Source organism: Ruminococcus sp., from assembly GCF_017650195.1.
In the GTDB taxonomy this organism is placed as follows: Bacteria; Bacillota; Clostridia; order Oscillospirales; family Ruminococcaceae; genus Ruminococcus.
Genome location: NZ_JAGCFH010000102.1, coordinates 125,288 through 132,137, shown reverse-complemented (window position 1 = coordinate 132,137; position 6,850 = coordinate 125,288). Strand labels below are relative to the sequence as shown.

The 6,850-nt window shown below is 46.0% G+C and carries 5 protein-coding genes; all 5 read right to left on the bottom strand.

Annotated elements, in window-relative coordinates; translation table 11 throughout:
* Nucleotides 1-392: 392 nt before the first annotated feature.
* Nucleotides 393-1,520, bottom strand: a complete 1,128-nt coding sequence (locus tag J6U00_RS04955; RefSeq protein WP_296579697.1) for a DUF4317 domain-containing protein — start codon at nt 1,518-1,520, stop codon at nt 393-395.
* Between the two features lie 62 nt (nt 1,521-1,582).
* Entirely contained in the window at nt 1,583-2,284 is a 702-nt protein-coding gene (locus J6U00_RS04950) for a cohesin domain-containing protein (RefSeq protein WP_296579694.1), read from the bottom strand.
* Complete coding sequence (locus J6U00_RS04945; RefSeq protein WP_296579689.1) at nt 2,274-4,622, bottom strand: ATP-dependent Clp protease ATP-binding subunit; 2,349 nt, start codon at nt 4,620-4,622, stop codon at nt 2,274-2,276. Before J6U00_RS04945 ends, J6U00_RS04950 begins: the two co-directional genes overlap by 11 nt.
* A gap of 83 nt (nt 4,623-4,705) precedes the next feature.
* Nucleotides 4,706-5,602, bottom strand: a complete 897-nt coding sequence (locus J6U00_RS04940) for a hypothetical protein (protein WP_296579686.1) — start codon at nt 5,600-5,602, stop codon at nt 4,706-4,708.
* Nucleotides 5,603-5,671: 69 nt separating this feature from the next.
* A complete protein-coding gene (locus J6U00_RS04935; RefSeq protein ID WP_296579685.1) occupies nt 5,672-6,835 on the bottom strand; it encodes a DUF5711 family protein in 1,164 nt (387 codons plus the stop codon).
* Between the last annotated feature and the right edge of the window lie 15 nt (nt 6,836-6,850).

Sequence of the window (6,850 nt, the reverse complement as noted above, 5' to 3'; positions counted from 1 at the left end):
GTTGATTTTTCGCCTCAGGAGGGAGAGATAGCGGATATACGCTGGGTAGACATATCCTACGCAGCGAATATACTGTCTTATGAAAATGACAGAACGATCGTAGCCAAAGCAAAAAGCGCAATAAAGGAAAATCACTGAAAAAAGGAGACCTTACGGTCTCCTTTTTTGCGTCGTTCCTCTACCTTCTTAGTCGTCAGTAGAAGGGGGACGAAGTAAGCCTCGCGCCCCTGCTGATACCTTGCGCATCATTATGCAAATCTTACATAAATACGCACTTGTTTTTGCGTAATAGATAGAACTTAAAAATTATTATTTAAATATTCAATGGTTTGCCATTGGATTTCATGCCGGTACAGCCCCACTTATAGAAGAAGCTTATTATTTGACATCTGTCACAGAGTAACGGGCAGACCGTTTATCTCGATAGTTGGGTCGTCAATGTCGATAAGAAGACAGCGTCTGCCGTCAACCACACTGGTACGAACCTTATCCGCCGCGGATGGCTTGATATTCACGGTTATACCCGGCGACGTGAGAACCGTTTTGGTTTCCACGAGATTAGCTGCTGTCAAAGGAGCGGTTCCGCAGACCTTCTCGTATACAGGCTCCACCATATTCAGTCTTTCCTCGGGAAGTCCCACATCTATGAGTATATCCTTAAGCTTATTGTTGTCGATAACCACCCTGTCTGTGTCGTCCTTGTTTTCTTCCACGACCTCCTGAATCTTCTCATTTACTGTCTTAATAATAGTATAATCAAGCTCCTCGCCAACTACATTTTTGAGTATGCTCTGGAAGCTGCTCTTCTCGCTTTGAGCTGACATTACAAAGGTACAGCCCAATACATTCTCAACTATCGAAACATTGGGGGATTTCACGTTTTTAGTATAGTACATAACGTGGTTAATATCAGAGCTCCTGTTGCTGAAGACCGGGTAAAGAAATCCATCTGAGGGAGCCTTGCTGATTATGAGCTCAGTATTCACCTTCTTGGTTATCTCATTGCCCACGCTATCAAAAATGAAACCGTCCTTGCTGGTATTTACGGGACATATCGCCGTAAGGATATAGCGGTACATTTCGTCATCTCCCTCTGCGAACTCGTCGTTCTTGTCCTTTTTGCGGATAGTGTAGGTGCAGTAGGAGGTTATTACCGCAAATGGACCAGTATACGCGATATTATTTGCGATATGGTTAAGGAACTCCTCGCAGGCGATATCGTCCTTGAGCTCCGAGGTCAAAAGGGTATAGAGTATATTCTGGGGCTGCCCCTCGTCGTAAGCCTCATTAGGAAACTCATACTCGATAAAAGCCTTTCCCACATTGGTATTAAGGACCTTTTTCAGGGTCTCATCGTATACGTCATGCTCTTCTACAGGCATAGTAAGACAGGAGCTGACATTGTGATAGCGAAGATTCTTTTCAGCGTCGATAAAAGCCGTAAGAACGCGCTCCATTATGAAGAAGCCACTCTTGTCCGAAAAATTCTTTTTTATCTCCGCTGTTTCCTTTTTATTCATTATGTATTGTCCTTTCCGCGTAAAATGGAGCTGCCGCACGTATGCGCCGCAGCTCCCTGTTATCATGTTACAGTAATGCTTCCGCCCTGAAGATGCTCAAAGGCATATTTCTCAAACGACTGGTCGTTTTCAATATTCCTGAACATATCCGACTCCATGTAGTAGTAGCCAAAATCGTAGACCGTTCCAGGCTTTGCATCGTCTGGCACCTTGAAGAAAAATGTGGCGATATCTCCGTCTCTGCCATCGTTGTCCTTGAACATGGTGGTAAAGAATACGGACCTTGTTTTATTGCGTATCATTTCGTCGGCAAGATTGAGTTCCCAGTCCATTGCGACAAATCCTGCACTCTTCTTGATAGCCGCACCCGGCTCGTAATCCACCGTAAACTGCTCGGCGTTTTCCATTTTACATTCAAGAACATCCGGATAGGTTATATGGATACCGCACATACTCCATTTTTCGTTGGCACCTGTAACAGATACCGTTACCTCAGCCATTTCACCAGGTTTTGCAGTAGTATCGCTTATCTTTATCACAGGACCACTGGAAGCCTCAGGAACGTCCGCATATTTCAAACGCATGAGCTCCATGCTCTCTGTCATGGTAGTCCCCTCAGGGTCACCAGCAGACTGGTCGACAGAAGCAGTATTGGCTCCAGTTTTTCCGCTACTGTTTGCAACAGCCTCTTTCTTCTCAAAGCAGCTGACAGTACCGGCAGCAAAAGCCGCTACAAGAAAAACTGCTAGGATATTACGCTTCATTTTTGGCTTTCTCCTTTCTGCCTGTAACAGTGAAGCTACCGTCCTTGACGGATATGACTATCTTGTTTATCTCCGATACCTTTTCTATTATCAGGTCGGCAATGCTGTCCTCTATCTCCTGACGGATAACACGGCGTATATCTCTTGCGCCGTAGGACTTGCCGAAGGATTTCTCAGCAATGAGATTCAGAGCGTCCTTTGTATATTCAAGGGATATATTCTTTTCAGCAAGTGGCTCCTTCATCTCGTCGAGAGTAAGAGCAGCGATATTCGCATAATGTTCCTTGGTGAGGTCCTTAAACACAACTATCTCATCGATACGACTTATGAACTCAGGACGCAGGAAGTCTCTCAGGCCCTTCATAGCCTTTTCACGTGTTATCTCGTTTTCTGTACGGTTGAATCCCACGCCTATGCTCTTATCAGTAGAACCAGCATTGGAAGTCATACAGATTATAGTATTCGCAAAGTTGACAGTTCTACCGTGTGCGTCGTCCACCTTGCCCTCGTCAAGTATCTGCATGAGTATATTCATAACATCTGGATGAGCCTTTTCTATCTCATCAAATAGTATTACCGAATAAGGCTTGCGACGCACCTTTTCTGTTAGCTGGCCAGCCTCATCGTAGCCGACATAGCCTGGAGGTGAGCCTATCATACGCGCAACAGAGTGTTTTTCCATATACTCTGTCATATCAAGCCGAATAAGCGGATCCGGAGAATCAAAGAGCTCCTCCGCCAGCACCTTTACTAGCTCTGTTTTTCCCACGCCCGTGGGACCTACAAATATGAATGAAGCAGGTCTGCGGCGCTTGCTGAGCTGCACTCTTGTGCGCTTTATAGCCTTGGTAAGGACACCTACAGCCTCCTCCTGACCGACTATGCGCTTTTTGAGGGCTTCGTCCAGCCTTGCTATCTTTAGGAAATCGTTTTCAGCTATCTTGCTTGCCGGGATACCTGTCCAGCGCTCGACAACCTTTGTAACGTCGGACTCCTCAACATTCACATTTTCAGCCTTTGCCCTGAGCTCCTCGGCGTTTTCGCGGAGGTGAATGAGCTTGCCTTTGACCTCTGCAAGAGCCTTGTAGTCTATCTCCTCCTGCTCGGATATGGACAGCTCCATATCCTCCAGCACCTTAATCTCCTTTTTGCACTTTTCGTAATCACCTATCTCGGGAGAACGTATGGAAGCATAAGCACAACTCTCGTCAAGAAGGTCTATAGCCTTATCCGGAAGGAAGCGGTCTGTGATATACCTCTCCGAGAGCACAGCACAGACTCTTACAAGATAATCCGAGATGTGTACTCTGTGGAATTTCTCGTAGTACTTCTTTATACCCACGAGGACATCAACTGTATCTTCTATTGTAGGCTCGTTAACGGTAACAGGCTGGAAACGACGTTCCAGAGCTGAGTCCTTCTCAATATACTTTCTGTACTCGCCAAAAGTAGTGGCACCAATAACCTGTACCTCGCCTCTTGAAAGGGCAGGCTTTAGGATATTGGCAGCGTTCATTGAACCCTCTGAGTCGCCTGCACCCACAAGATTATGGACCTCGTCAATAAAGAGTATGATATTTCCCTCACGCTTTACCTCGTCCACAAGTCCCTTTACACGACTCTCAAACTGTCCACGAAACTGAGTACCGGCAACCAGAGCCGTAAGGTCGAGGAGATATATTTTCTTGTCCGCAAGGTTGAAGGGAACATTCCCCTCATTTATTCTCAGGGCTATGCCCTCTGCGATAGCGGTCTTGCCGACACCGGGCTCACCTATAAGACAGGGATTATTCTTTGTACGTCTTGATAGTATCTGTATAACGCGATCTATCTCCATATCTCTGCCGATGATATTATCCAGCTTGCCGTCAGCTGCCTTCTGTGACAGGTTAGTGCAGTAGCTGCCGAGAAACTTCGGCTCCTTCGTCTTTTTTTCCTTGTTCCTGCCGAAGAGAGAACTCTTTTTTTCTTTGTTGTCTGAGAGCTTATCATCGTCGGAGTTCTTTCCACCGAAGAGGCTTCTCGGATCGAATCCGTTCTTTTCGCCTTCCTCGCTCTCAGAATCATTTCCGCCGAACATATTGGTGATAAAATCGGGGAGTACTCCTGAACCACCCATTTCAAAGCTGTCGCCGTCCAGCATACCCAGCATCTGATCTGAAAGCTGATCCAACTCCTCGTCGGTTATACCGAGTTTATCCATATATTCCTTTATTTGCGGGATATTCTGTGCTCTCGCGCATGAAAGGCAGAGTCCCTCGTTTTTCTTCTCGTTTCCCTGAACGGAGGTAATGAACACCACCGCAGGTCTTTTCTTGCATTTACTGCACATTATCATCAGGCAGTTCCTCCTGTAGTTAATTATGACCGTTCCTCCGTGGAAAGGCGGAATAAACGGCACATAGCATCATATCCGTTGTACTACCATTTCTGTACGATCTGATAGATATATTTGAAGATATAGCTCTTTTCGATAACATCGTGATTGAAGAACAGCATCTTGTTGCTGCCTGTTATCACGTATAGTCTTATCATGACTGCAATGGCGAGAACTATAGCCGCCGCCTTTGCGATACCTATGATACCGCAGAATATATAGGTCATGGCGTTGTTTTCAATATGGTCGCGTCTTGCAGCCGCACGCGCTATGACCAGCGCAACGAAAAGCAGCAGCACGAATGCTATGAGGTATATAATGAGTCTGATGTAGGTCCTGTAAGGCTTCATCAGGTAGTGATCCACCAGAAATACAGCTCCAGGCTCCTTGTGCTCTGGATCGCTGATGATCTGCATGAACTGCCTGAAGGTAGCAGGATCTTTTCTTATCTCATCTGCTGCGCACTCCGCGGAATACTGAGTCAACTGCCTTGATATGAGACCCTTTACTGACTCAGCATAGCAGTTGTGAAGTTTTTCGTAGAATACGTCCTCCTCATCGACCTTCTTGTTATTTATCTTGTTCAGGTAATCGTAAATCTCTTCATCTACGTCCTCGCCTTTGGCATATATGTCCTCGAGAGTGCTGCGGTCAACATAAAGATTATAACCCAGCCCCTCCAGCTTCATAGCTAGTTCTGAGGAATACTCATAATCCACCAGAGTCTGATGAAGCTTCTTTATATTGCTTCCTCTTATTGCGTGCTCAGTTATTGTGTCAGCAATCGCTGCACTGCCAGAGTAGCTGAGAAATACTGCAAATATATAGCCTACTATAGCAAATGACGCCTTAAGCAGCCCTTTCTTCGCTGTAATAAATATGCATATCACAGCTACAGCTATTACGATAACATCGTAAAACCACCAGAATTGTACTCCCATACTATTTCGCGCCTATCACATCCGATGACGCTGCCTCCTTTCGGGTAATAAATTGATCCACTATCAGAGTCAGCTTTCATAATCTATACGGTCTATTTTATTGTAGCCCTTCAGGAAAATATGATCATCGCTGCGTACAAAGCCAGTATATGAGTCGCTTACATCTGCAATGGAACGAAGTCCGCCGCGGAAATCGTAAGCCATAATCTTTCCCTGACACATAACATATGCCAGGTCCTCATAAATGGTAACGTCTATTAGAGGCTCGTCCAGCTCAATTTCAAGAGCCTCAGCGTTTTCGTCGCTGAAAAGAGCCATGACGTATTTTCTTCTATCGTCGTTATTTACTATAACTGCTGAATTGCCGTCCTCACTTGCACCTGCAACGTACTCGCCGTCGTAAGAGTAGTACGAGCTTATCTGACCGTTATCGTCAACATAGCCGCAGGCGTCCGCTCCGATAACGAAAGCTCCGCTTTCGTATCCGCAAACGTTGAGTCCGAGGGTATTGAGACCTGGGGATGTCCAGTGCTCCTGCTTCTCAGTAAAACTGATCCTCTGAACCTTTGTAACGAGCTGACCGTTTTCCGCTGAGATATATCCCAGCACGCAACCTTTGCTTCCGTTTATAAAGCTAAGGTCGCTGACCCTTTCGATACACTGTCTTCCGTATATGACCTTTCCCCTTTTATCATACACTTTCAGCTCACAGTTGTAGTTGTCCGATGTGGTCACTACAGCTGCATATCCCTCCTCGCTAAGTCTTGCGAAGAGTATTTGTTTTTTTGCATAAGTCTTGGTATAGAAGACCTGATCCTCGTCCTCTACGCTAAGATCATTTCCACCTTGTTCGTACAGCAGGGCTCGTCCCCCCGCAGTACGCAGGACCGTGTTGGTGTATGTATGCTGACGGCGTTTTTTGAGAGCTCCGTCGGTATCATAGTAATAGGTATACGTGTCACTGAGCAGTATCATCTTCCTGTCTGTAAGGCTCAGCTGATAATCCGCTCCGCTGCTGACCTCTATAGGAAAGTTACCTTCAGCCAGCTGACCCGAGTTTACGATAGTCCTGTATTGTTCTCCTATGCCCCTTAGTTTATTATACCACTTATCGCGGGTGAAATAAAGACCCGTTACGACAGCGGCTGCCAGCATTATCAACATCAGCCGCCGCAGTCGTTTCCGACGTTTCATCTGATTTTTCTCATCGACGACGTCATAAACCTTCGGCACGCTGGCACCTCCTTT

Excerpts from the sequence above, each read along its gene's own strand:
- J6U00_RS04945 (WP_296579689.1), bottom strand. The coding sequence starts at position 4,622 with ATGATAATGTGCAGTAAATGCAAGAAAAGACCTGCGGTGGTGTTCATT.
- J6U00_RS04950 (WP_296579694.1), bottom strand. The coding sequence starts at position 2,284 with ATGAAGCGTAATATCCTAGCAGTTTTTCTTGTAGCGGCTTTTGCTGCC.
- J6U00_RS04955 (WP_296579697.1), bottom strand. The coding sequence starts at position 1,520 with ATGAATAAAAAGGAAACAGCGGAGATAAAAAAGAATTTTTCGGACAAG.
- J6U00_RS04940 (WP_296579686.1), bottom strand. The coding sequence starts at position 5,602 with ATGGGAGTACAATTCTGGTGGTTTTACGATGTTATCGTAATAGCTGTA.